This is a genomic window from Streptomyces sp. NPDC003032 (genome assembly GCF_053591415.1).
On sequence record NZ_JBSFTT010000014.1, the window covers coordinates 201138 to 225030 of the forward strand.

Genomic DNA, 23893 nt, shown 5'->3' on the forward strand with positions numbered 1-23893 from the left:
GAGTAGTGACATACCAAGCGGTATGCGCGCAGAATCAGCCGCAACCCTTACTGCCGCGCAGGCGAGTACTGCCGCGTAGGCGATGTCGCCCCAGGAGGACGCCGTGCTGAGCACGATGCAGGACGTACCGCTGACCGTCACCCGCATCCTCCGGCATGGCTCGACCGTGCACGGGACCTCGCAGATCATCACCTGGACCGGAGAGGGTGCACCGCAGCGCCGCAGCTACCGCGAGATCGGTGAGCGCGTGGCCCAGCTCGCCCACGCCCTGCGCGAGGACCTCGGCGTCACGGACGACGAGCGGGTCGCCACTTTCATGTGGAACAACGCGGAACATGTCGAGGCCTACTACGCGGTGCCCTGCATGGGCGCCATCCTCCACACCCTCAATCTGCGGCTGCCCGCCGACCAGCTGACGTGGATCGTCAACCACGCCGCCGACCGCGTCATCATCGTCAACGGCTCCGTCCTCGGCCTGCTCGCGCCGCTGCTCCCGCAGATGACGACCGTCGAGCACATCGTCGTCTCGGGCCCCGGCGACCGCTCGCTCCTGGCGGGCGCGCAGGTACGCGTACACGAGTACGAGGAGCTGCTCGCCGGCAAGCCCACGGCCTACGACTGGCCCGAGTTGGACGAGCGCGCCGCGGCCGCCATGTGCTACACCTCCGGCACCACCGGCGACCCCAAGGGCGTCGTCTACTCCCACCGCTCCATCTACCTCCACTCCATGCAGGTCAACATGGCCCAGTCGATGGGGCTGACCGACGCGGACACCACCCTGGTGGTCGTTCCGCAGTTTCACGTGAACGCGTGGGGGCTGCCGCACGCCACCCTCATGACTGGCGTGAACATGCTGATGCCGGACCGTTTTCTGCAGCCCGCGCCGCTCGCCGAGATGATCGAGGCGGAGCGGCCCACTCACGCGGCCGCCGTCCCCACCATCTGGCAGGGCCTGATGGCCGAGCTCACCGCGAAGCCGCGTGACGTCGGCTCGCTCACGCAGGTCACCATCGGTGGCGCGGCCTGCCCGCCGTCGCTGATGGAGGCGTTCGACCGCCTCGGCATGCGGGTCTGTCACGCCTGGGGCATGACGGAGACCTCCCCGCTCGGCACGGTCGCCCACCCGCCGGCCCACGCGATCGGCACCGACGACGAGTTCCGCTACCGGCTCACGCAGGGCCGCTTCCCCGCCGCCGTCGAGGCCCGCCTGGTCGGTCCCGGTGGCGAGCACCTGCCCTGCGACGGCGAGTCGGCCGGTGAGCTGGAGGTGCGCGGCCCCTGGATCGCGGGCGCCTACTACGGCGGCGCGGGCGGCGAGCTGCTCAGGCCCGAGGACAAGTTCAGCGAGGACGGCTGGCTGAAGACCGGCGACGTCGGTGTGATCAGCCCCGACGGCTTCCTGACCCTCACCGACCGGGCCAAGGACGTCATCAAGTCGGGCGGCGAGTGGATCTCGTCGGTCGAGCTGGAGAACGCCCTGATGTCCCACCCCGATGTCGCCGAGGCCGCCGTCGTGGCCGTGCCCGACGAGAAGTGGGGCGAACGCCCGCTGGCGACCGTCGTGCTGAAGGAGAACGCGACCGCCGACTACGCGGCCCTGCGCGCCTTCCTCGCGGACAGCATCGCCAAGTGGCAGCTCCCCGAGCGATGGGCGATCATCCCCGCGGTCCCGAAGACCAGCGTCGGCAAGTTCGACAAGAAGGTCCTGCGCCGGCAGTACGCCGACGGGGAACTCGACGTCACGCAGCTCTGACGCCCCGGGCCCCGCGGCCCCCCCACGGCCCGGTATCGCGGTCGTCGCCCACCTGAGCGCCAGCCACAGGGCGGCGACCGCGCACACGCCCGTCCAGCCCCAGTGGGGTGAACGCGCTGCCCGCGAGAGCCGAGGCCAGCGCGCCGCAGGCGAAACCGGCCACCACATAGGCGGTGTTGGCGACCGCCGCCGCACACAGCGCCCAGAGCGCCCCCTCGCCCAGCCAGAACAGGGGCACCGACACCGCCGCGAGGGCGTATCCGTACGCGCCACGACCTTCGCCGCGCCGAAGCGGTCCACGGGCCGCCCGCGAGCGGCGCGACCAGGCTCGCCGCGAGGCCGAAGAGCCCGAACAGTCCCGCTGAGTGCACGTACGAGTTATGAGTGCACGTATCAGCGCACTCATACGTGTATCCAACGTGGATCTGTTAGTTGGTGCCGATCTTCGCCAGCAGGTCCACGATGCGGCTCTGCACCTCGGTGCTCGTGGAGCGCTCCGCGAGGAACAGCACCGTCTCGCCGGCCGCGAGGCGCGGCAGTTCCGTCTCGTCGACGGCGGCGGTGTAGACGACCAGCGGGGTGCGGTTCAACTGCCCGTTCGCGCGCAGCCAGTCGATGATTCCGGCCCTGCGGCGGCGCACCTGGAGCAGGTCCATCACCACGAGGTTCGGCCTCATCTGCGCCGCCAGCGTCACCGCGTCCGCGTCGCTCGCGGCCCGCGCGACCTGCATGCCGCGCCGTTCGAGCGTCGCGGTCAGGGCGAGCGCGATCTCCTCGTGCTCCTCGATGAGCAGCACACGTGGTGGATGCTGCTCGCTGTCGCGGGGCGCGAGGGCCTTCAGGAGTACGGCGGGATCGGCGCCGTACGCCGCCTCGCGCGTCGCCTGGCCGAGGCCCGCCGTCACGAGCACGGGCACCTCGGCGGCCACGGCGGCCTGCCGCAGCGACTGCAGCGCCGTGCGCGTGATCGGTCCGGTCAGCGGGTCCACGAAGAGGGCCGCCGGGAACGCCGCGATCTGAGCGTCGACCTCCTCGCGCGAGTGCACGATCACCGGACGGTAGCCGCGGTCGCTGAGCGCCTGCTGGGTGGTGACGTCGGGCGCGGGCCACACCAGGAGGCGGCGCGGGTTGTCCAGTGGCTCGGGCGGCAGCTCGTCGTCCATCGGCTGGGGCTGGGGCCGGTTCGCGACCTCGACCGCGCCGCCGGGGCCGTCCAGCGGCTCCGGACCCTCGTCCGCGTTCTTGTCCGGTGCGCCTATGGCGTACGAACGTCCGGCGCCCTCGGTCGTGGACGCGGACCCGAGACGGGACTGGGGGTGCGCTTGGGGCTGCGGGTGCGGGCGCGCCGAGTTCTCGGGACGCTCGTCGCCCGCGGGCTGGGGAGGCGTGGCCAGTCTGCGCCGACGCCCTGAGCCGCCGAGGGTCTGCGACTGCGGGGCGGCGGCCTGGGCCTGCTGTGGCTCGGGGGCGCCGTCCTGCGGCATCGGGCCTGTCGGGGCATGGGGCGGCAGCGGGGCCTGCGGCAGCCGTGAGGGCTGTGAGGGCTGTGGGGACGACTGCGGAGTCCGGACATTGCCCGGCGGCCGGTTGCCCTGGTCGGGCGCGGGCGCCCCGCCCGGTCCGCCTTGCTGCTGCTTCTGCTGCTCGGTGAGCTGCTGGCCGAACGGTACGCCCTGCCCGAGCGTACGCACGCTGAAGGCGCGCCCCTGCGTCGAGTTGGGGTCGCCGGGCGCGGCCTCCGCGGGCAGCGGCTGGGCCGCCCGCGCCTGCGCGGCGCGCTCGGGCGGGAGCGCGGAGCCTCCAGGGGGCGCTGGAGCGCCCTGCGCGGGCACGCCGCCGGCCGGCGTGGTGCCGTCGGGCCAGGGCTGCGGCGCGGGCAGTGGTCCGGGCTGCGATCCGGGCTCGGCGGACTGGCGGTCCTGTTGGGCGCCGGGTGCGACGGGGGTTCCTTGGGCGGGCGTTCCTTGGCCTGGCACAGCCGGGGCTGAAGGGGCTGCCGGAGTCGGCGGGACGCCGGGGGTCCGCGGGGCCGCCGGGCCAGTCGAGGTAGCCGCGGGGCTCTCCGGAGTCGCCGGGTTGGCAGTGACCGGTCGGCGGGAGCGGCGGCGGCCTGTCGGAGCCTGAGCGGGGTGCGGCTGCGGCGGAGTGTGGTCCTCGCCTGCGTTGTGCGGGGCCGAGCTGTGCGGGGTCGTGGCGTGCGGGGCCGAGCTGTGCGGGGTCGTGGCGTGCGGAGCCGTGGCGTGCTGCCCGGTGTCACCCTGGGCGGCCGGGTACGTCCCTCCGGGAGTGCCCGCGTTGACGGAGCCCTGGCGTACAGCGTCCTGGTTCACCACGGCATGGCCGACCGGGCCTTGGCCTGTGGCCGCTTGATCTACGCCCGTCTGGCCGAGGCCACCCGGGCTGACCACGCCCTGCCCGGCAGTGCCCGGCGCGGCGACGCGTCGGCCGACATCACCTTGGCCTGCGGTCTCCTGGCGTACGCCCGTCTGGTTTACGCCCGTTTGGCCCACGCCACCTGCGCTGGCGACCCCTTGCCCGGCAGTGCCCGGCCCGGCGGCACCCTGGCCTACGCCCGTCTGACCGAGGCCATTCGGGCTGACAACACCCTGGCCAGCAGCTCCCTGCCCGGCGACAGCGTGACTGCCCCCGCCTTGGCCTGCGGCTCCCTGGCCCACGCCACCGGGGCTGACGGCGCCCTGCCCCGCAGCCGCCGCTCCCGCGACGCCCTTGTCCACAACGCCCCGGTCCACGGCCACCGCGCGCTGATTCAGCACGGCATGGCCCACCGTGCTCACGGCTTCCGGCGCAGCGGCATCCTGGCCCGGTGTGCCGCCAGGCGTGCCGCGGTCGGCCATGGCCGGGGGCAGCGCGAAGACGCGTCCGCTGTTCGCCTCTTCGGCGGCGGCCCGCTCCTTGGCCGCGGCCAGCGCGCGTCGCGCTCGCCGTCCCGTGGGCCGCGCGGCGTCGCCGTGGGCGGCATCCACCGCAGCGAGTTCCGTGCCCGCTGTGGCGAGTTCCGTGCCCGGCGTGGCGAGTTCCGTGCCCGGCGTGGTGCTGGACGTCTCCGACGGCCCCGAAGCCAGCGCGGGTAGCGCGTGCTGCTCACCGGCCCGCCGTGCGCGACGCCCCGTCCCGTCCGCGGGCACCGGTACGCCCTGCGGGGGCACCGTCTGGCCCAACGCGGCGGACCCGGCCGCGTGTTCGGCCGCCGTCACCACGGCGCCCTCGGCGGCACTCGGCCGCCCGCGCCGCCGCCCGGTACCGCCCGAAGCGCCACCCGAGGTGACCCCTGAAGCGCCACCGACCGTCTCCGAAGAGCCCGCCTCCGCCTCGGAGCCACCACCCAAGGTGTCCAGGGTGTCCACGCTCCCTGGAGCCGCAGTCGCCGCCGCAGCCGCCGTCGCCTCCGTGGCGCGCCGGCCCCTGCGTCGTCCCGTGCCGGTCGGCGCGGGGGACGACCCGGTCTCCGTACCACCGGAGGAGCTACCGGAGGAGCTGCCGGAGGAGTCCGTGGCCCCCGGAACACCGCTCTCCAGGAAGGAGTCCACAGAGGGACGCCGAGCCCGTCGACGTCCGCCGCCCATGGTGGCCGTCGCCTGCTCGGGCACCACGACCGAGCCACCCGCGGCGGGGGCTGCCGCCCGCGAAACGGCCCTCTCCGTAGAGCCCGCTCCGGGACCGCCGCTCTCCGTAGAGCCCGCCCCGATCGGTACTTCAAGAACGTACGCACTGCCGCTCATGCCCGGCACCTCGTGCGTCTGGAGCACACCTCCGTGCGCCCGCACGATGCCCCGCACGATCGGTTCGTGCACTGGGTCCCCGCCGGCGTAGGGCCCCCGCACCTCGATGCGGACGACCTCGCCGCGCTGTGCCGCGGCCACGACGATGGTCGAGTCGACGTAACCACCCGCCGCGCCGACACCGGCGCCGACGCCCGCGCGCGTGTTGCCCGTCGCGTCGATCCCCGCCACGTCCGCGACGAGATGAGCCACCGCCGTGGCGAGCCGCTCCGCGTCGACCACGACCTCGATCGGCGGCGCGTGCACCGCGAACTGGGCCCGTCCGGGCCCGATCAGCTCGACCGCGCCCTCCACGCCCGTGGCGACGACCGCGTCGAGCGGGACCGTCGTGAGGGACAGCTGTTCGTCGCCCGCGTCGAGCCGCTGGAAGCCGAGGACGTTGTCGACCAGCGTCGTCATCCGGGCGTACCCGGCGGACAGGTGGTGCAGGACCTGGTTGGCCTCGGGCCACAACTGGCCCGCGTCGTCCGCGGCCAGGGCGGCCAGCTCGCGGCGCAGCTCGTCGAGGGGCCCGCGCAGGGACGAGCCGAGGACGGCGAGCAGCTGCTCGTGCCGCGCCGCCAGCGCGTCGTAACGCGCCTTCTCGCGCTCGGCCAGCTCTTCGAAGCGGTCCTTCTCGCGCTCGGCGAGCGCCGCGTACCGCTCCTGTTCGGCGGCGAGTTCCTCGGCGCGCTGTTCCTCGGCGGCCTTGATCTCCTCGGCGCGCTGCTCGGCGGCGGCGCGGAGCTCCTCCGCGTGCCGCGCGAGGGCGGCCTCGTGCTTCTCGGCCAGCTCGTCGTAGGGCCTGCGGTCGGTGAACGTCATCACCGCGCCGACCAGCTGGTCCCCGTCGCGCACCGGTGACGTCGTCAGGTCGACCGGCACCTTGGCGCCGCTCTTGGACCACAGGACCTGTCCGCGCACCCGGTGCTTGCGCCCGGAGCGGAGTGTGTCGGCGAGCGGGGACTCTTCGTAGGGGAAGGGTTCGCCGTCGGCGCGCGAGTGGAGGACCAGCGGGTGCAGTTCCTGCCCGCCGAGGTCGCTCGCCCGGAAGCCCAGTATCTGCGCGGCGGCCGGGTTGACGAGTACGACCCGTCCGTCGGTGTCCGTACCGACGACGCCCTCGGCCGCGGCCCGCAGGATCATCTCGGTCTGCCGCTGGGAGCGCGCGAGTTCGGCCTCGGTGTCCACGGTGCCCGAAAGATCCCGTACGACGAGCATCAGCAGTTCGTCGCCGGTGTAGCCGTGGTTGTCGTACGCGGTCCTGCCGTCCTCCAGCGGGGAGCTGGTGACCTCGACGGGGAACTCGGTGCCGTCCGTGCGCCGCGCGGTCATACGGGTGGGTTTGGTCCGCCCGCGCTCGTCGATGGTGTCCGGGCGCCGCATGGACCCGGGAATGAGCCGGGAGTCGAACTCCGGCAGGAGATCGAGCAGACCACGCCCGACCAGTGCGGTGCCCGGTGTCTCGAACGCCTCCAGCGCGATCGCGTTGGCGTTCACGACGGTGCCGTTGGCGTTGACCAGCACCAGCGCGTCCGGGAGCGCGTCGAGTATGGCTGCGAGGCGAGCAGCGCCTCGGGATGGCCTGCTGCTCACGACGACGCTTCCTCCCTGGTTACCGCTGCTTGCCGACCCGCTCAGACCATCTTGCCCCTCGGCCCGTGGCGTGTCACGGGAGGGAGTCTACGGGGAGTGGTTACCCGCGCGACGCCGGATGAGAGGGAGGTCGCACGCAGAAGATGTGAGTTTTCAGTACCGCCTGGTCACGGGCGGGTGGAGGCCACCGCATAGAGACGGCGGCCCCACCGGTCATCACGAGGTGCGGGGAAGCACCGGCGCGAGGCGGTCCCAGCGCGAGATCTCGCAGCCGTCGCCGCGGGTGTACGTCGCGTCGACGGGCCGTCCCTGCCAGGTCCCCTTGATGTGCGCGGTGGCGGGACCGCCGTACTGCCGCGTGCACATCGCGCCGGCCGGTACGGGAGCGAAGGGGTCGGTCCCGTAGACCGTCACCTCGTCGAGGCGCGCGCACGCGGCCTTCGCGGCCGGGTGCGTCCCGCCCGTGGGGTGGCACCTCAGTTCGTACGTTCCCTCGCCGTCGCCTCCCGAGCCGGTAACGGTGATCAAGAGCCGGTCGGTCGGGGCTTCGGCGGGTGCGACGGCGGGCGTGTCGGCGGGCGTGTCGGTGTGCGGGGCAGCGTGCGCGGTGAGGGGCACGACGGAGAGCGCGGCGGCGGAGGCGGCGGCGGTGAGGATGAGGCGACGCAGCATGTGGGGCTCCACGGGTCGGCGGTAGCGGTGGTAGCGGCGATAGGGCCCCGTATGAGGGGACCCCGTACGGGCGGACCCACGGGTGGATCCACAGCCTTTAACGCTGTCCGCGGCGTGACGTTGCGGGGACGGGGTAACGCTTTGCTCTGCGGGCCGCGGGACTAGTACCGTGGAGGACGCGATTGGTGGCACGCCGCCCGGCTGTGTCATCATCTGCACGCACCCCCGCGCTCGCGCAGGGCGTGAAAGCTGGAGGCGTCGCCTAGTCCGGTCTATGGCGCCGCACTGCTAATGCGGTTTGGGCCTTCAAGCCCATCGAGGGTTCAAATCCCTCCGCCTCCGCGCTGTGAGCCCGAAGCCCCGGTCGTCCTCGACCGGGGCTTCGGTCGTTCTGGGGGCGGCCAGGGGGTGGGGTCAGACCTGGATCAGACCTGGGTCAGGCCTTGGGTTGCGGTCGACCGGCCGGCGGTCCGGAGCGCGTTTGCCCAGCTCAGAGCAGGTTTGGGAAACGGATTTCGCCTCACGGCGCAGGTCATGTAATGTTGTTCTCGCAACGCCGACGGGGCAGAAAAAACCCCGGAAGCGCAAGGCACAAGCACTCGTAGCTTAACGGATAGAGCATCTGACTACGGATCAGAAGGTTGCAGGTTCGAATCCTGCCGAGTGCACAGCAGGCAAGAGGCTCTAGCGGGTAACCGCTAGAGCCTCTTGTGTTTGCGTTGACGGCAGTCGTTGGCGGCAACCGTCCTAGATCGCGACGGGCGACCCCGTTGGGCCGTCACGCGGATGGAGCTGTGCCCGAGGACTTCCGTGATCGTCCGAGCATCCGCGCCCTGCTCGTGCAGGAGCGAGGCGCAGGTGTGCCGAAGATCGTGGAAGCGGACCTGACGGATGCCCGCCCGATTGCTCAGCGCCTCGAAAGCGCGGTTCAGGTTCCGGGGCTCGATCGGCGTCCCGTGGTGTGTGGTGAACACAAGATCCGATGCCGTCCACTTCTCACCGGCCGCCAGCCGGTCGGCCCTCTGCTGCGCGCGACGCGCCCGTAATGCCGTCCTGCACTCATCTGGCAGCGCGAGCCGACGTGCGGAGCGACGGGTCTTCGTGGCCGTGAGCGACAGCTCACCGCCGGCCCGCTGGAGGCTGGGGGCGACAGGCCCCCACGGCTTTAGCCACCTCCCTGACCATGCCCGACCTCAACCCGGGCGGGACACCGGCCAAAGCCGTGAGCGCCGGCCGCGTGGGGCAACGCGCCATTCATCAGGCTGAGCACGACAGATCAACTGACCAATGCCGGAGGCGCGATCGTCCGTGCGCGGTCGTACAGATCACGGGCCGACGCGTTCCGCAGATGGGGGCGGATGAGGCCGAACATCGCTTTCACGCGGTCGTCGGCCCGTCCGGACTGAACCATGGGGTAGTCGTCGAGGGCCTGGTGCCAGGTGGCGCAGGCTGCCTCCAAGTGCCCTATCTCCAGCTGCCTTTCAGCCAGAAGGCCGCGCCTAAGTACCCGCGTGCGCCTATAGACGCTCTGGCGCATTTGGTCCGCCTGTTGCATGGCTTCTACTGCACCGGCTTGGTCGCTGAGCTCGTAACGCACCTGACTGACGTGGTAGTTGAGCGACGACGGGTCGTACGAGCCGAATGCCCTGCCACGCGACTCGGCACGGTCCATGGCCGCCTCTGCCTCCCGGATGTACCGGAGTGCGCTCGCACGGTCGCCTGTCTGCGCCGCCGTGTGCGCTTGTTGCCCGGCGAGGAAGGCCCGCATCCGAGGTCCCGCCTTCGGGGATGCTGCGGCAGCAGCGTCCGCCAGCTCCATGGCTTTGGACCCATGGCGTAGATCGACCGCCTGCACGCTCATGCCACGCAAGGTCGTGCAGTACGTGAGGTGATCCTCCGCCGCCCCGGCCAGTTCCAGGGCCTTGACGTAGTAGCGCTGTGCGAGCCCGTGGAGCCCTTCGTCCACGGCCATGTAGCCCGTCAGGTACAGCAGATCCGAGGCGGCGGACTGCATGGCTTGCCGGACATCCTCGGGAGCATCGGCACGCAGGTACGAGGCAACTGTGTTGACCATGAAGGACGCCGCCATTGGGCGTGCATGACGTCCCCCGAATTGGTCGTCCAGCTCTGAGACCCGCTCGGTCATCGCTATGACCATGTCCACTTCGTTCATGCCGATGCGCGATGTGCGACCGGACTGCACAGCCTCAGCACGCCCGATCACGTCGGGCCAACCGGGGATCGTCAAGGCGACCGAGAACAGGCCCGCACCGAGGACTCTGCGGCGGGACGGGTCCATATCTTGCCTCCCCAGGTCGATCAGTCCTTCCACGGTATCCGTGGACGAGGGGGAGTGATCGAGGGGAACGGGCAGGCCCGCTTCAGCATGCGTGACCGGACGGCCGAGCCGACGGGAGAAGGCTTCGAGGAGGCAGCTCCGCACGGCATCGCGCGGAACGGTGCCGCCAAGCCAGTGGCTCACGGCCGATTCGTCGTAGCGCAGGGGCGTGCGGGTTTCCGTACCTATGCGGTTCACGGCTCGTGCGAACTGGCGGTACGTCCAACGGCTCTCGGCGAGCAGGTGGCCGAGCGCTGTGTTCGGTTCGCGCTTCGCCATAGCTCTCAACTCCCCACGCTCTTGCGCGTTTCAAGGCTTTCAAGTCCTGAGGGTGCTGCAACGGTACCGCCGTGCGTGGTCGCGCGGTTGCGTAGAGCACACGAAAGATCGGCGAACCGCTCGCCACAGACATCCCCCGAGGGGCTGAGCCATGAGAAGCGAAGCGCGGGCAGAGCTTGCCCGGATGACCGAGGAACAGGGCACCGATGGCGTGCTGAAGGTCGACAGCTTGGATGCGTACGAGCTGCCCCCTGGATCCATGAAATACCCGCCGTGCCAGTGCCCCCAGCACCGTGCCGCCCAGGCCCAAGAGGCCGCCGACGACGGGCACGGGGTAAGCGCCGGTGAGGCCGACGACCGCAGTTCGGGCGAGCAGTCGTGAGCCGGTTGGCCGCGTGTGACCAGCTACGCCGGAGCGCTCCTGATCATCGACATCCCGGCATCGGCCGGGTTCGTGCTCGGCATGACTGCCACAGGCCCGACCACCCCATGAACTCCCGCCCGACTGCCGTTGCGTGACGGCGGTTGGCAGTCGGACGGGTCCACCGATGCACCAACCAACGAAGGAGAGTGCAGCAGTGTCCGCAACGCTAGTACGGCCCGCCCCGGAGGTCGCGGCTCGGCGAGCCCGCGAGATCCTCGCGATCGTCGAGGGTGATCGGGAGTTCGACCGCTTGCGCACCGCGTGTGCCAAGTACGACGAAGACTGGCAGTGCTTCATGGGCTACGCCCTGGTGGACGGGTTCGATGTCGCGAAGGACACCGAGCCCTTGTTCCCCGAGGCCATGCGCGCCATGGCCATCAAGTCGGCCATCTATGAGATGACGGACGACGAGGAGGCCGCCGAGATCCCCGTAGCAGTCCCCGTGGACGAGATGGTCCACGCACTCGCCGCTCAGTTCACCGTGCTCTGCCGCATCCAGACCCGCACCGGGATCAAGTTCGTGCACGCCACGGACCGCGAAGCCATCGGCGCATGGGACCACGGCGACTACACCCACCAGGTGTACCGCGCGGCGTGGGGGCCGATGAACGAGCGCTACTGGTTCGACAAGGACGAGACCGCCAGGCGCAAGGCCATCGTCGCGGCCAAGTACGAGCCGCTCGGCATCCTCGATGGTGGCCGTCGTTTCGCCCCCGGCTTCCCCATGGCCGGCTAGCGGGGTCTAGTTGAAGGCACGGCGCAGTGCCAGGGTCGCGTCAACCTCTGGGAAGGCCCGCCGGATCTCACGGTCCGCCAGGTCGATCAGGAACTCAAGCGCACCAGGGGCTGCGCCGTGCACCAACTCACGCAGATATCCATCGAGTTCGGCGACGTCATCGGGCAGCGCGACGTCTGCCAGCAGGGCGACACCGTCCGTCTTGTACGGCGCGGGCGGTAGCCCCACCTTCTCCGGGTGCACGCAGACAGGCACGCCACGCAGGGTGTACCTGTGGCCGTCCTCGGGATTGAAGGGGCACTCGCGAGACGGCCGCTCGGCCACGTCGAATTCACCGAGTGGGAAACGGCGGGACGGACAGATGCCGCACGCGCGGTGGCCGTCACCGGAGACGAAAGCCTCAACCATGCGCAGAGAGTAGCGTGGTGCACAGTTTAATTCTAGAAAACCTTGCCGTGTGCAATGATGATCTGTTCGGCCGTAAAGCGCATCAGTGGGATCTCGCGCGACAGTTTTTCATCATGCGCGAAAGGGGCGTACTTCGGCAGCTCACCTTCTTTTGCGTGAACCAGGGCATTCCTTATTTTATAGATTCTCTTTGCTGCGGCAGCGCACACCTTCTCTTCGTCGGCCATCCGCAGATCTACCTTGCTGGCGCCAGCAAACACATCGGTACTGTTTGCGTAATAGTCGACCAAGGTGTTGTTGTAAGCGTCGAGGTCGGAAATGAGTCGAGGCACGGCAACGAAGCGATCGAGTACTAGGTGCAGTGCTCGCTGCTCATTCACTCCGCCTTCGTCCCTCACTCGGCGCTGAGTCTTGTTGGCGATCTGGATGATGCCCTGAATGTCCTTCGCGCGGCGAGCCGAGAAAGAGGGGTCAGCGATGCCTGCACGTACTTGGTTCACTAGGTCATCTTTGAAAACCTTCTCAAAGAAGTGTTCGGAACTGGTGCGGGTTCTCCGTAGATGGCGCAGGCGGGACGGTCAATGATCGTTTGGAGATGACGGCAACGACGGCACACACGGGCTCGTGAGCGCGAACGTAGCGCCCAAGCTAGGAGGCGAACGGGCCCTCTCTCAGGCCATCGCCCCAACCTACGGATCAGAAGGTTGCAGGTTCGAATCCTGCCGAGTGCACATAGCTGAGAGGCTTCCGGAGATCATCCGGGGGCCTCTTGCGTTCCCGGGGGTGTACGCCCCGATGTCAGTGGCGTGCGGCATCGTGGTTCTTGGCGGGGCTTCCATCTGGAAGGAGTACGGCTATGGAGTGGCGTTGCGCGGGGCTCGGGTGGCCGGGTGGGGGGCCCGTGTTGCGGTGGGACGGTGGGAGGAGCAGTGCGCTCGCGTATGGGCGGGCGATCGGGTTCCGGGCCGTCGGTGAGCGGCGGTGCGTGGGGGCGCGCGGGAACCTTTGCCCTCTGCGGGCCGTGGTGCCGGCGCGGGCCACGCAGGCGCGGTGCCCTGAGTGCGCGCGGCTCGACCGGGCGTTCTCCGTGGCGGCGGACGGGGTGCCGGATGATCCGCGTACGTATCGGGTGTATCTCGCGTGGTTCGGGGCCGGGCTGGTCAAGGTCGGGATCACGGCGGAGGAGCGGGGTGCGGCGCGACTCCTGGAGCAGGGAGCCGTGGCGTTCTGCTGGCTGGGGCGCGGGCCGTTGATGGCGGCTCGGCGTACGGAGGAGTTGCTGCGGGGCGCGCTCGGGGTGCCGGATCGGGTGCCTTATGCGCGTAAGCGTGCGGTGCGGGGGGAGCTGCCCGGGTGGGACGAGCGGGTGGGGGAGTTGGAGGGGCTTTATCGGCGGGCCGTCGTCTTGGAGGGGTGGGCCGAGACGTTGGAGCGAGTGGAGTTCTTGGCGGTCGATCACTCGGGGGCGTTTGGGCTGGGGGCGGCGGCGGACGGGGTCGTTCAGGGGGTTGTGCGGGAAGTGGTTGATGGTGGGGTGGTCGCGGGGCGGCTTGTTGCTGCGGCCGGGCCTGATCTGCATCTGGAGGTCGCGGGCGGGGACGGGGACCGGGGCGGGGGTGTGCTTGTCGTTGATACGCGGGTGCTTGTGGGGTGGCAGTTGGCGGGGGCCGATGTGGGGGCGGGGGTGACTGTGCCGGTTCAGGGGGTGGGGGTGGGTGCCGGTGCCCGTGCTGACGCCCGTGCTGGTGCTGGTGAGCAGGGTGGGCTCTTCTGACTGTGGGGTCTTCTGGCGGGGTCTCCCCGGTGGGGCCTTGGGGGCATGGCTTGGCTGTCGTTCGGATTCGGGTTCGGGTGATGGCAGTGGGTGGCTTGTTTGCTGACCGGAGGGTCAAGGGTTGGTGACCTGAGGGCAAGGAGTGGGGAGCAGGGGTGGACACCGGGGGGTGGGGGTTTGAGGGTGGGAGGATGAGTGATCTTGTGGCGGGGCCGGTCGGGCCGTTCGAACCGCCTTATTACGTTGTCGTGTTCAGCTCGGTGCGCACCGAGGGCGACCGGGGGTATGGCGAGACCGCCGAGCGCATGGACGAGTTGGTCGCCGCCGTGCCGGGCTTCCTCGGGGTGGAGTCCGCGCGGACGCCGGGCGGGCTCGGCATCACCGTCGGGTACTTCCGTGACGAGGACGCCATCAAGGCCTGGCAGGGCCATCCCGAGCACCGCACGGCGCAGCGGCGCGGGCGTGAGGAGTGGTACGAGTCGTACGTTCTCCACGTCGCCAAGGTCGAGCGGAGCCACAGCCACGGCGTTGCGCGTGGTTAGAGGGGGTGGTGTGGGGGCTCCTTGCGGATGCGGGGCTTCCGGTGGTGACGCACTCCGGGTCCGGGTCCGGGCCCGAGCCCGGCAAGCACACCGGGCCCGCGGCGGTGGCGCGGCTGCTCGCGCGGCATCCGCGGCTGCGGCTCGTCGTGGCGCTCATGGGCATGCCCGAGTACGCCGAGTTCCTGGCGCCGGCCGAGCGGTACGAGGAGGTGCGCCTCGACACGACCATGGCTTCACCGACTTCAGCGGGGGGGGGGGAGAGAGTGGCTGCGGGGGGGCTCTATGGGAATGAGGCCCGGCTCTTCGGGGGTCTGCTGAGGGCCCGCCTTTCTCAGGGAATTCACAGGTTCGCGCAAGAGTGCTCTCAGGGGCGCGGCCCAGGCTGTGTGGCATGACCACGATCTCGCCCCAGGCGCGTACCGAACTGCTCAGGCCGGACGGGAGCCCCGTCCGCGTACTCGTGGTGGACGACGAGGCGTCGCTCACCGATCTGATGTCCATGGCCCTGCGGTACGAGGGCTGGCAGATACGCAGCGCGGGGGACGGCGCGGGCGCGGTGCGGGTGGCGCGCGCGTTCCGGCCCGACGCCGTGGTGCTGGACATGATGCTGCCCGACATGGACGGTCTCTCCCTGCTCGGCAGGCTGCGCCGGGAGATGCCGGACGTGCCCGTGCTGTTCCTGACCGCGAAGGACGCGGTGGAGGACCGTATCGCCGGGCTCACCGCCGGTGGCGACGACTACGTCACCAAGCCCTTCAGTCTGGAGGAAGTGGTCGCGCGGCTGCGCGGGCTCATCCGGCGGGCCGGGGCCGCGGACAAGCGCAGCGAATCCACCCTGGTGGTGGGGGACCTCACGCTGGACGAGGACAGTCACGAGGTGACGCGCGGCGGGGACTCGATCCATCTGACGGCCACGGAGTTCGAGCTGCTGCGGTTCCTCATGCGTAATCCGCGGCGCGTGCTCAGTAAGGCGCAGATCCTCGACCGGGTCTGGAACTACGACTTCGGGGGGCAGGCCAACGTCGTCGAGCTCTACATCTCGTATCTGCGGAGGAAGATCGATGCCGGGCGGGAACCGATGATCCATACGCGGCGCGGGGCCGGGTATCTCATCAAGTCCGCGGTGCCCGTGCCCTCGCCCGTGCCTTCGCCCTCGCCGTCACCCGTGTCTTCGCGCTCGTCCTCGCCCTCACCCTCACCCTCACACTCGCACTCACCCTCACCCTCGTCCTCGTGAGACGTGGCGTCCGGCGGCGGACCCGGGCGCGCACGCTCCGTACGCGGCTCGTGCTGTCCGCCGTCGCGCTGATCGCCGTCGTGTGCGCGGTGATCGGTACCGTCACCACCATCGCCCTGCAGTCGCATCTGTACGCACAGTTGGACGGCGCGCTCGGCGAGGTCGCGAAGCGGGCGGCGGTTCCCTCGGGAGGGCCCGGCGGCGAGCGGGCGCCAGTTCTGCCAGGGCGTGGCAGTCGGCCGCAAGGCGATCCGTTGGAGTTCGTCACGCGGGGGCCGCAGGAGATCGGCACCCTGGGCGCCGAGGTGAACGGCGATTCCGTGGGGCGCGCCCTGGTCAGTGCCGAGCCGCGCAGTGGCACCGGCAGTGCGCTGCCGGTCGCGACGTCCCTGGACGAGGACCAGGTGGACGCGCTCGCCTCTGTGCCGAGGGATGGGCACTCGCACACCGTCGATATCCCCGGGCTCGGTGAGTACCGCGTGACGTACACGACCGGGGAGAACGGCGCCTTCCTCGTCGGGATCCCGACCACCAAGGTGCGTAACACTCTCAACACCCTGATCGTCGTCGAGGTCAGCGTCACCGCGGCGGGCCTGGTCGCGGCCTCGCTCGCCGGCGCGGTGATGGTCGGCGTGGCGCTGCGCCCGCTGCGCAGGATCGCCGGCACGGCGACGCGCGTATCGGAACTGCCCCTGCACAGCGGCGAGGTGGCGCTGTACGAGCGTGCCCCCGACGCCGATCCGCGCACCGAGGTCGGGCAGGTGGGCGCCGCGCTCAACCGCATGCTCGACCATGTCCACTCGGCGCTCGACGCCCGCCAGCAGAGCGAGACGCGCGTACGCCAGTTCGTCGCGGACGCCAGCCACGAGCTGCGGACGCCGCTTGCCTCCATCCGCGGTTACGCCGAACTGACGCGTCGGGGGAGGGAGTCCACCGGGCCCGACACGCGGCACGCGCTCAGGCGGATCGAGTCCGAGGCCGAGCGGATGACGGGGCTGGTCGAGGATCTGCTGCTGCTCGCGCGGCTCGATGCCGAGCGGCAGGAGAGTGCGGGGCTCGCGGGGCGCGAGGGGCGTGCAGCGCTTGCTGGGCTCTCGCGGCCTGCGGGGCTGGCGGGAGGCGGGAGTGTACGTCCGCAGACGTACCGGAGCAGTGATCTAGCGCCGCTCGTCGTCGACGCCGTCGGCGACGCCCGCGCTGCCGGGCCCGGCCATCACTGGCGGCTCGAACTGCCCGGGCCCGATGAGCCCGCGCTGGTCCGCGCCGACACCGACCGGCTCCACCAGGTCGTCGTCAACCTCCTCGGGAACGCCCGCACCCATACTCCGCCGGGTACGACGGTCACGGCCCGGGTGCGTCGGGAGGGGCCCCGCGTCCGCCTGGAGGTCCAGGACGACGGCCCGGGCATCCCGGCCGCCCTCCTGCCCTCGGTCTTCGAACGCTTCGCCCGCGGCGACGCCTCCCGCTCCCGCCACGCGGGCTCGACGGGCCTCGGCCTGGCCCTCGTACGTGCGATCGTGACCGCGCACGGTGGCACGGTGACCGTCGAGAGTGTGTCGGGGCGGACGGTGTTCGCCGTTGAACTCCCGGCGGCGCCGGAAAAGGAGATCTCCTTCTCGGGGCCGGGCCCGCAGACGAGCTCACAGCAGGGCTCGTAGTCGGAGCGCAGCCAGGCTCAAAGCCAAGCCCATAGCCAAGCTCAAAGCCAAGCTCAAAGCCAAGCTCAAAGCCAAGCTCAAAGCCAAGCCCATAGCCAAACTCACAGCCCAGTCCACAGCCCAGCCATAGCCTCGCCACACACCCCTGACAGGCCACTTGGCGAGTGTCGGTCGCATGCGAATCGACTCTCTCCCGGGCGTTCTGCCGTCGCGGGAGCACCTGCCCGCCGCATGGCGTGATGTGCCCGTCCTAGACGTCGTGATCCCGGTTTACAACGAGGAGGGGGACCTCCGGCCGTGCGTTCTCCGGTTGCACGACCACCTCGTCCGCACCTTCCCCTACCCCTTCCGCATCACGGTCGCCGACAACGCCTCGACGGACCGCACCCCTCAACTCGCCGCCGAACTGGCCGACGCCGTGCGGGAAGTGCGGCACGTCCGGCTCGACCAGAAGGGGCGCGGACGGGCGCTGCGCGCCGTCTGGTCCACCTCCGACGCGCCGGTCCTCGCCTATATGGACGTCGACCTCTCCACCGACCTCAACGCGCTGCTCCCGCTGGTCGCCCCGCTCATCTCGGGCCACTCGGACCTGGCGATCGGTTCACGGCTCGCGGGCGGCTCTCGGGTGGTGCGCGGTCCCAAGCGGGAGTTCATCTCACGTACGTACAACCTCATCCTTCGCGGCTCCCTGCACGCCCGTTTCTCCGACGCCCAGTGCGGGTTCAAGGCGATCCGCGGCGATGTGGCGCGGGTGCTGCTGCCGCTCGTGGAGGACACCGGGTGGTTCTTCGACACCGAGATGCTGGTGCTCGCCGAGCGCGCCGGGCTCCGCATCCACGAGGTGCCCGTCGACTGGGTGGACGATCCGGACTCCACGGTCCACCTGGTGCGGACCGCCGCCGACGACCTCAAGGGCGTGTGGCGTGTGGGCCGGGCGCTCGCTGTCGGCGCGCTTCCGCTGGACCGGCTCGCGCGCCCCTTCGGGGACGATCCGCGTGACCGGCAGCTGAGCGGCGTACCCGGCGGCCTCGCCCGCCAGCTCGTCGGCTTCTGCGTGGTCGGTGCCCTCTCGACCCTCTGCTACCTCCTGCTCTACAGCGGCTTCCGTACGTCCACGGGGTCGCAGGCCGCCAACGCGCTCGCCCTGCTGGTATCGGCCGTCGCCAACACCGCGGCCAACCGGAGGCTCACCTTCGGAGTACGCGGCCGCGAGCGCGCGATCCGTCACCAGGCGCAGGGCCTCGTCGTCTTCGGCATCGGCCTCGCCCTCACCAGCGGTTCCCTGGCGGCGCTCGGCGCGGCCTCGGGCACCCCGGCGCACTCCACGGAGTTCGCGGTCCTGATCGCGGCGAACCTCGCGGCGACGGTGCTGCGGTTCCTTCTGCTGCGGGCGTGGGTGTTCCCGGACCGCCGCGAACCCGGAGCCGGGGTGACGGCTTCGACGCCTCCCACCTCCGCCCCCACTCCCACTCCCACTCCCACCCCCACTCTCGCGGACGAACCGAGGAACGCACGATGATGACGACGACCTCCTCCGCGACGCCGACGCCACCCCTTGCGGCGGGCCACGCCGCACGTCGATGGTCAGGTGGCGGCGCCCTGCCCGCCCGCCTCTGGCGCGGCCGGCCCGACGACCCCAGCTGGGCGCGCCCGGCGCTGTTCGGACTGCTGCTCGCCACCGCCGCCCTTTACCTCTGGAACCTCAGCGCGTCCGGCTACGGCAACTCCTTCTACTCCGCCGCCGTCCAGGCCGGCAGCCGGAGCTGGAAGGCCCTCTTCTTCGGCTCGCTCGACGCGGGCAACGCGATCACCGTCGACAAGCCCCCGGCCGCCCTGTGGCCGATGGCGCTCTCGGTACGGATCTTCGGCCTCGGCTCGTGGGCGGTACTGGTCCCGCAGGTCCTGATGGGGGTCGCCACGGTCGGTGTGCTGTACGCCGCCGTGCGACGGCGGTTCAGCCCGGCCGCCGGGCTGATCGCGGGCGCGGTGCTCGCGCTCACGCCGGTGGCCGCGCTGATGTTCCGGTTCAACAACCCGGACGCGCTGCTCACCCTCCTGATGACCGTCACGGTCTACTGCGTGCTGCGCGCGCTGGAGCACGGGCGCACCAAGTGGTTGGTGTGGGCGGGCGTCGCCGTGGGACTCGCCTTCCTCACAAAGACGCTGCAGGCGTTCCTGGTCCTGCCGCCGCTGGCGGTCCTGTACGCCGTATGCGCGCCCGTCCCGCTGCGCGGGCGCCTGGGCCAACTCGCCCTGTCCGGACTCGTGACGGTCGTCTGCGGCGGCTGGTGGGTCGCCGTCGTGGAGCTGTGGCCCGCGTCCTCGCGTCCGTACATCGGCGGCTCGCAGAACAACTCCTTCCTGGAGCTGACCTTCGGCTACAACGGTCTGGGCCGCATCAACGGCGAGGAGACCGGCAGCGTGGGCGGCCGTGGCGGCCGTGGCGGCGGGGGCGGCGGGCCTCAGTGGGGCGAGACCGGCATCGGGCGGATGTTCGACGCCCAGGTCGGCAGTCAGGTCGCGTGGCTGCTGCCCGCCGCGCTGGTCATGCTCATGGCCGGGCTCGTCCTGACGCGCTCGGCGCGGCGCACGGACACCGCGCGGGGGGCGTTCGTGGCCTGGGGCGGCGCGCTGCTCATGACGGCCGCGGTCTTCAGCTTCATGGCGGGGATCTTCCACCAGTACTACACGGTGGCGCTCGCGCCCTACATCGCGGCGCTCATCGGCATGGGCGCCACGGTCCTGTGGGAGGAGCGGGCCTCGCGGTGGGCGGGCGCGGTGCTGGGCGCGACGGTCGCGGGCACGGTCGTATGGGCGTACGTCCTGCTCGGCCGCGCCCCTGACCACCTGCCCTGGCTGCGGTGGGCGGTGCTGGTGGCCGGGATCGCGGGGGCGGCGGGCCTGCTGTTCGCCGGGCGGCTGGGCCGGCGGCTCGCCCTCGCGACGGTGGGGCTGAGTGTCGCGGCGTCCGTGGCGGGGCCGGTGGCGTACACGTTGTCGACGGTCGGCAGTTCGCACACCGGTTCGATCGTGACGGCCGGACCGGGTTCGGCGGGGCGGATGGGGCCGGGCGGCGGAGCGGGCAGTGGCCCGGTCGGTGGCGGCCCTGGCGGTGCGGGCGCCGGGACGCGGCAGCCGGGCCAGAACGCGGGTCAGGGCGGCGGCACGGGGCAGCCCCCGACGCGGCCGGCGAAAGGCGGCGCCGGGCAGGGCCGGCAGACGGTGCCCCCGCAAGACGGCCGCACCGGAGGGTTCCCCGACGGCGGCATGATCCGCGAGAACGGCAAAGGCGGCGGCATGGGCGGTCTGCTCGACGGTGCGCGGGTCTCCGCCGGGGCCAAGAAGCTCGTGGAGGCGGATGCCGGTGACTACACCTGGGCTGCGGCGGCCATCGGCTCGCAGAACGCCGCGAGCTACCAACTGGCCACCGGCGACCCGGTGATGGCGATCGGCGGCTTCAACGGGAGCGACCCGTCGCCGACGCTCGCGCGGTTCAAGCGGTACGTGGCGGACGGCGAGATCCACTACTTCATCGTGGGCGGCGTGGGAGGCGCGGGCGGCGACGGCACCGCGTCCGGAATCGCGTCGTGGGTCGAGTCGACCTTCAAGAAGGTGACGGTGGGCAACGCGACGTTCTACGACCTGACGCAGCCGAAGAAGTAGCCGCTCCGGAGGGGCTGCGGGAAACCGTCTTGTACGGCGTATGGGATCTGCTCTACGGTGTACGTCGCGGAAGCCTCGTACACCGTAGAGCCATGTACGAGGCCGCAGAGCCACGTACGAGGCACAGGCTCTACAGCCAAGTACCACCACCAGCACCCCACGCACCGCCCCCGCACCACGCACTCCCCCGGCACCTCCCGCCCCGCACCTCCCCCCACCCCCCGCACCACCCCCGAAGGAGCCCGCATGACGGCGACGACCGCCGAGACCTCGGCCGCCCCACCCCGGCACCCGCAGCGCTGGCTGATCCTCGGTGTCATCTGCCTCGCCCAGCTCACCGTGCTGCTCGACAACACCGTCCTGAGCGTCGCGATCCCCTCCCTCACGCGGGAGCTGGACGCGTCGACGTCCGACATCCAGTGGATGATCAACGCGTACTCGCTCGTGCAGTCGGGGCTGCTGCTCACCGCGGGCAGCTCCGCAGACCGCTACGGCCGCAAGAAGATGCTCATAACGGGCCTCGCGCTCTTCGGTATCGGCTCGCTCGTCGCGGCGTTCGCGCAGTCGTCCGCACAGCTCATCGCCGCCCGCGCGGGCATGGGTGTCGGCGGTGCGCTCCTGATGACCACGACGCTCGCGGTCGTGGTGCAGATCTTCGACGACACCGAGCGCGTCAAGGCGATCGGCCTCTGGTCGACCATCAACTCCCTCGGGTTCGCGGCCGGTCCGCTGCTCGGCGGCTTCATGCTGAACCACTTCTGGTGGGGATCGATCTTCCTGATCAACATCCCCGTCGCGCTGATCGGCCTGGCCGCGGTCGCCAAGCTGGTGCCCGAGTCGAAGAACCGGCAGGGCGACCGCCCCGACCTGCTCGGCGCGCTGCTCTCGACCATCGGTATGGCCTCGGTGGTCTACGCGATCATCTCCGGGCCCGAGCACGGCTGGACGTCGTCGCAGGTACTGGTCTCCGCGGCCGTCGGCGTGCTGGTCCTCGGCGTGTTCGTCCTGTGGGAGCTGCGCATCCCGTACCCGATGCTGGACATGCACTTCTTCCGCAACCAGCGTTTCATCGGCGCGGTGGCGGGCGCCATCCTGGTCGCCTTCGGCCTCGCCGGCTCCCTCTTCCTCCTCACCCAGCACCTCCAATTCGTACTCGGGTACGAGCCGTTGGAGGCGGGCCTGCGGACGGCGCCGCTCGCGGTGACCATCGTGGCCCTGAACCTCACCGGCGTCGGCGCCAAGCTGCACGCCAAGCTGGGCACGCCCGCGACGATCCTGTCCGGCATGAGCGCCCTCGCCGCGGGCCTCGCGGTGATCGCGCTGCTCGGCGGCGACAACTACAACGGCATGCTCGCCGGGCTCGTCATCATGGGCGCGGGCATCGCGTTCGCCATGCCCGCCATGGCCAACGCCATCATGAGCGCCATCCCGGTGGAGAAGGCGGGCGTGGGCGCGGGCGTCAACGGCACGCTCGCCGAGTTCGGCAACGGCCTCGGCGTCGCCGTCCTCGGCGCGGTCCTCAACTCCCGCTTCGCCTCACTCGTGGCGGTCTCCGCGGCGTCCTTCCCGGCGGCCATGGCCGCGGCGAAGTCGTCGGGCGAGCGGGAGCGGATCGCCGACGCGTTCTCCTCGGGCCTTGAGACGAGTCAGCTGGTGGGCGCGGCCGCGGTGTTCCTCGGTGGTGTCCTGGCCGCGGCGTTGCTGCGCAGGGCGGAGCGGGCGGACTCCGTGGGCAAGGCGTCGGCATAGCATCGTGGGGGAGGGGGCGGACCCTTCACTTCCGGACCGCCGCCTTGCCTGTCACGCGCTCGGAGCGACACCCTCCGGGGACGGGGACCCCCGGAGCAACACCGCTCCAGGCCCACGACCGATCAGGAAGGTGCGCCATGGTCAAGGCAGCCGGCCGCACGAAGAACCCGGCGCGGACGAGTGTCTGGCTGGAGGGCAAGGCGCCCCGCGGCGGCGGCCGCAAGGGCGACCAGCCCAGCGGCCTCGACCGGGACCGCATCACCGAGGCCTCGGTCCGGCTCCTGGACGCGGAGGGCCTCGCCAAGTTCTCCATGCGCAGGCTCGCCGCCGAGCTGAACGTCACGGCGATGTCCGTCTATTGGTACGTGGACACCAAGGACGACCTCCTGGAGCTGGCCCTCGACGCGGTCTGCGGGGAGATGCGGCTGCCCGGCATGGAGACGTCCACGGAGTCCTGGCGGGACCATCTGCGGGCCCTCGCCGACGAGTACCGCTCTCTGCTGATCCGCCATCCCTGGGTCTCGCCGCTGGTCGGCAGGTTCCTCAACATCGGGCCGAACTGGCTGGCGTTCGCCGTCGCGGTCCAGCAGGCGGTACGGAAGACGGGGCTGTCCCCGTATACCCAGAACGGGGCGATCTCGGCGGTCTTCCAGTTCGTGTACGGCTTCGGGACCATCGAGGGCCACTACATGGCGCGGTGCGCCGAGGCGGGGATGACCCAGGACGAGTACTACCAGGAGGCGACCGGGAAGGTCCGGGTCGAGCTGGCCTCGCACGGGATCATGGAGAGCGCGAAGGAGTTGTTGGCGGCGCGGGGTGGGGCGACGGTCGAGGAAATGTGGGAACGGGACTTCACGATTGCCCTCGATCTAATGATCGCGGGCATCGAATCCCTCCTCACCCGGGAGCGGCCTCCGGGGTAGCTGGCGTGGGCGCCTGGGTGGGGGTGGTCTCTCGCCTTCCCGCCGTCGGGGCGCCCCTGTCCCGCCGCTCCGCGGCGGATATCTCCTACCCACCCGCCCGTTTACCCCGCGTTGCGGGGTGGGCGTAGGAACGCGGGCGGGTGGGGAGCTCCCGCGCTGTTGAGGTGAGCCTGGGATCGCACGGTGGCGGCGGGCGGGGGCTCCCGGCGCTGTTGAGGTGGGCGTGGGAGTCGGGAAGCCGTGACGGCCCGCAGCCGCGAGCGCGCGCGAGGGGACGTGGGGGTATGTGCGAGCGGAGCACAGTAGGGCAACTGGCCCAGCAGCAAATCAACGCCCGCACCAAGATGGCGAGCACGCACATA

At 71.0% G+C, this 23893-nt stretch carries 16 protein-coding genes, 2 tRNA genes and 3 pseudogenes; 14 read left to right on the forward strand and 7 right to left on the reverse strand.

Going from position 1 to position 23893, the window contains the following annotated elements; all coding sequences use genetic code 11:
• The first annotated feature begins 103 nt into the window (after positions 1-103).
• Positions 104-1753 carry a long-chain fatty acid--CoA ligase gene (locus ACWDZ7_RS21580; protein WP_451798945.1) on the forward strand — a complete coding sequence of 550 codons (1650 nt, stop codon included), beginning with the start codon at positions 104-106 and terminating at the stop codon, positions 1751-1753.
• A 33-nt stretch (positions 1754-1786) separates the two neighbouring features.
• Here ACWDZ7_RS21580 and ACWDZ7_RS21585 read toward each other — a convergent pair.
• The 3 genes and pseudogenes from ACWDZ7_RS21585 to ACWDZ7_RS21595 all read right to left on the reverse strand — a co-directional run.
• Positions 1787-2118: pseudogene (locus ACWDZ7_RS21585) on the reverse strand (MFS transporter); the annotation flags it as partial.
• A 63-nt stretch (positions 2119-2181) separates the two neighbouring features.
• Positions 2182-7128 carry a PAS domain-containing protein gene (locus ACWDZ7_RS21590; protein WP_451798947.1) on the reverse strand — a complete coding sequence of 1649 codons (4947 nt, stop codon included), beginning with the start codon at positions 7126-7128 and terminating at the stop codon, positions 2182-2184.
• A 216-nt stretch (positions 7129-7344) separates the two neighbouring features.
• On the reverse strand, positions 7345-7800 hold the full coding sequence (locus tag ACWDZ7_RS21595; protein ID WP_451798948.1) for an SSI family serine proteinase inhibitor: 456 nt from the start codon (positions 7798-7800) through the stop codon (positions 7345-7347).
• A gap of 251 nt (positions 7801-8051) precedes the next feature.
• On the opposite strand from ACWDZ7_RS21595, the gene ACWDZ7_RS21600 reads away from it, so the two are divergent.
• Together ACWDZ7_RS21600 and ACWDZ7_RS21605 are read left to right on the forward strand one after the other, a co-directional pair.
• Positions 8052-8142 (forward strand) — tRNA-Ser (locus ACWDZ7_RS21600).
• Positions 8143-8395: 253 nt separating this feature from the next.
• A tRNA-Arg gene (locus tag ACWDZ7_RS21605) sits at positions 8396-8468 on the forward strand.
• A 30-nt stretch (positions 8469-8498) separates the two neighbouring features.
• Here ACWDZ7_RS21605 and ACWDZ7_RS21610 read toward each other — a convergent pair.
• The gene (locus tag ACWDZ7_RS21610; RefSeq protein WP_451798980.1) at positions 8499-8918 is read right to left on the reverse strand and encodes a tyrosine-type recombinase/integrase; all 420 of its coding nucleotides are present in this window, start codon (positions 8916-8918) and stop codon (positions 8499-8501) included.
• A 158-nt stretch (positions 8919-9076) separates the two neighbouring features.
• Positions 9077-10417 carry a tetratricopeptide repeat protein gene (locus tag ACWDZ7_RS21615; RefSeq protein WP_451798949.1) on the reverse strand — a complete coding sequence of 447 codons (1341 nt, stop codon included), beginning with the start codon at positions 10415-10417 and terminating at the stop codon, positions 9077-9079.
• Between the two features lie 151 nt (positions 10418-10568).
• Between ACWDZ7_RS21615 and ACWDZ7_RS21620 the strand changes: the two genes are divergently transcribed.
• Together ACWDZ7_RS21620 and ACWDZ7_RS21625 are read left to right on the forward strand one after the other, a co-directional pair.
• Positions 10569-10799 (forward strand): hypothetical protein, encoded by a 231-nt coding sequence (locus ACWDZ7_RS21620; protein WP_451798951.1) that lies wholly within the window; start codon positions 10569-10571, stop codon positions 10797-10799.
• A 196-nt stretch (positions 10800-10995) separates the two neighbouring features.
• Positions 10996-11577, forward strand: coding sequence for a hypothetical protein (locus ACWDZ7_RS21625; RefSeq protein WP_451798953.1), 582 nt, complete (start codon positions 10996-10998; stop codon positions 11575-11577).
• Positions 11578-11583: 6 nt separating this feature from the next.
• Here ACWDZ7_RS21625 and ACWDZ7_RS21630 read toward each other — a convergent pair whose 3' ends face one another.
• Both ACWDZ7_RS21630 and ACWDZ7_RS21635 read right to left on the reverse strand, forming a co-directional pair.
• Positions 11584-11985, reverse strand: coding sequence for a hypothetical protein (locus ACWDZ7_RS21630; RefSeq protein ID WP_451798955.1), 402 nt, complete (start codon positions 11983-11985; stop codon positions 11584-11586).
• Between the two features lie 32 nt (positions 11986-12017).
• Complete coding sequence (locus ACWDZ7_RS21635; protein WP_451798956.1) at positions 12018-12485, reverse strand: hypothetical protein; 468 nt, start codon at positions 12483-12485, stop codon at positions 12018-12020.
• A 356-nt stretch (positions 12486-12841) separates the two neighbouring features.
• On the opposite strand from ACWDZ7_RS21635, the gene ACWDZ7_RS21640 reads away from it, so the two are divergent.
• The 9 genes and pseudogenes from ACWDZ7_RS21640 to ACWDZ7_RS21680 all read left to right on the forward strand — a co-directional run bounded on the left by ACWDZ7_RS21640 (position 12842) and on the right by ACWDZ7_RS21680 (position 23531).
• Positions 12842-13759, forward strand: a complete 918-nt coding sequence (locus ACWDZ7_RS21640; RefSeq protein ID WP_451798958.1) for a DUF2797 domain-containing protein — start codon at positions 12842-12844, stop codon at positions 13757-13759.
• Positions 13760-13950: 191 nt separating this feature from the next.
• Positions 13951-14301, forward strand: a complete 351-nt coding sequence (locus ACWDZ7_RS21645) for an antibiotic biosynthesis monooxygenase family protein (RefSeq protein WP_451798960.1) — start codon at positions 13951-13953, stop codon at positions 14299-14301.
• Positions 14302-14309: 8 nt separating this feature from the next.
• A pseudogene (locus ACWDZ7_RS21650) lies at positions 14310-14534 on the forward strand (amidohydrolase family protein); the annotation flags it as partial.
• A 158-nt stretch (positions 14535-14692) separates the two neighbouring features.
• Positions 14693-15424, forward strand: a pseudogene (locus ACWDZ7_RS21655) (response regulator transcription factor); the annotation flags it as partial.
• 110 nt (positions 15425-15534) lie between these two features.
• On the forward strand, positions 15535-17196 hold the full coding sequence (locus ACWDZ7_RS21660; RefSeq protein ID WP_451798961.1) for a sensor histidine kinase: 1662 nt from the start codon (positions 15535-15537) through the stop codon (positions 17194-17196).
• A gap of 175 nt (positions 17197-17371) precedes the next feature.
• Positions 17372-18715 carry a glycosyltransferase gene (locus tag ACWDZ7_RS21665; RefSeq protein WP_451798962.1) on the forward strand — a complete coding sequence of 448 codons (1344 nt, stop codon included), beginning with the start codon at positions 17372-17374 and terminating at the stop codon, positions 18713-18715.
• Positions 18715-20859 (forward strand): glycosyltransferase family 39 protein, encoded by a 2145-nt coding sequence (locus tag ACWDZ7_RS21670; RefSeq protein ID WP_451798963.1) that lies wholly within the window; start codon positions 18715-18717, stop codon positions 20857-20859. Before ACWDZ7_RS21665 ends, ACWDZ7_RS21670 begins: the two co-directional genes overlap by 1 nt.
• A 246-nt stretch (positions 20860-21105) precedes the next feature.
• Entirely contained in the window at positions 21106-22608 is a 1503-nt protein-coding gene (locus tag ACWDZ7_RS21675; protein ID WP_451798964.1) for an MFS transporter, read from the forward strand.
• Between the two features lie 137 nt (positions 22609-22745).
• On the forward strand, positions 22746-23531 hold the full coding sequence (locus tag ACWDZ7_RS21680; RefSeq protein ID WP_451798966.1) for a TetR/AcrR family transcriptional regulator: 786 nt from the start codon (positions 22746-22748) through the stop codon (positions 23529-23531).
• The last annotated feature ends 362 nt before the right edge of the window (positions 23532-23893 follow it).

What these genes read in the sequence shown, in the direction of transcription:
- ACWDZ7_RS21615 (WP_451798949.1), bottom strand. Translation starts at nt 10,417, where the DNA reads ATGGCGAAGCGCGAACCGAACACAGCGCTCGGCCACCTGCTCGCCGAG.
- ACWDZ7_RS21675 (WP_451798964.1), top strand. Translation starts at nt 21,106, where the DNA reads ATGACGGCGACGACCGCCGAGACCTCGGCCGCCCCACCCCGGCACCCG.
- ACWDZ7_RS21665 (WP_451798962.1), top strand. Translation starts at nt 17,372, where the DNA reads ATGCGAATCGACTCTCTCCCGGGCGTTCTGCCGTCGCGGGAGCACCTG.
- ACWDZ7_RS21595 (WP_451798948.1), bottom strand. Translation starts at nt 7,800, where the DNA reads ATGCTGCGTCGCCTCATCCTCACCGCCGCCGCCTCCGCCGCCGCGCTC.
- ACWDZ7_RS21620 (WP_451798951.1), top strand. Translation starts at nt 10,569, where the DNA reads ATGAGAAGCGAAGCGCGGGCAGAGCTTGCCCGGATGACCGAGGAACAG.
- ACWDZ7_RS21630 (WP_451798955.1), bottom strand. Translation starts at nt 11,985, where the DNA reads ATGGTTGAGGCTTTCGTCTCCGGTGACGGCCACCGCGCGTGCGGCATC.
- ACWDZ7_RS21670 (WP_451798963.1), top strand. Translation starts at nt 18,715, where the DNA reads ATGACGACGACCTCCTCCGCGACGCCGACGCCACCCCTTGCGGCGGGC.
- ACWDZ7_RS21640 (WP_451798958.1), top strand. Translation starts at nt 12,842, where the DNA reads ATGGAGTGGCGTTGCGCGGGGCTCGGGTGGCCGGGTGGGGGGCCCGTG.
- ACWDZ7_RS21680 (WP_451798966.1), top strand. Translation starts at nt 22,746, where the DNA reads ATGGTCAAGGCAGCCGGCCGCACGAAGAACCCGGCGCGGACGAGTGTC.
- ACWDZ7_RS21645 (WP_451798960.1), top strand. Translation starts at nt 13,951, where the DNA reads ATGAGTGATCTTGTGGCGGGGCCGGTCGGGCCGTTCGAACCGCCTTAT.